At 50.8% G+C, this 596-nt stretch carries 1 rRNA gene; it reads right to left on the minus strand.

The annotated features are described in order from the left end of the window. Positions 1-596 (minus strand): 16S ribosomal RNA (locus tag C1A38_RS30455); the annotation flags it as partial.

The following is a 596-nucleotide window of genomic DNA, read 5'->3' on the forward strand; positions in this document are numbered from 1 at the left end:
CGGCTACCTTGTTACGACTTCACCCCAGTCATTAGTCCTGCCTTAGGCAATGGTCTCCGAAGTTAACTCACCGACTTTGGGCATTACCAACTCCCATGGTGCGACGGGCGGTGTGTACAAAACCCGAGAACGTATTCACCGTAGCGTAGCTGATCTACGATTACTAGCGATTCCGACTTCATGAAGTCGAGTTGCAGACTTCAATCCGAACTGAGATCGGTTTTTTGAGATTTGCTCCATGTCACCATATTGCTTCTCTTTGTACCGACCATTGTAGCACGTGTGTTGCCCCACTCGTAAGAGGCATGATGATTTGACGTCGTCCCCACCTTCCTCCTGGTTACCCAGGCAGTATCTCTAGAGTCCTTAACTTAATATTAGTAACTAAAGAAAAGGGTTGCGCTCGTTGCAGGACTTAACCTAACATCTCACGACACGAGCTGACGACAACCATGCACCATCTGTCATTCTGTTAACCTCCACTATATCTCTATAGCTTTGCAGAAGATGTCAAGAGTGGGTAAGCCGGCGCCGTCCGTCCTTCCGTTCGTCTTCCTCCCTCCCGGCCTCTCCCGCCGACCGCGGGCGTGGTGGTG

This window comes from Verrucosispora sp. ts21 (genome assembly GCF_002879555.1).
Lineage (GTDB): Bacteria > Actinomycetota > Actinomycetes > Mycobacteriales > Micromonosporaceae > Micromonospora > Micromonospora gifhornensis.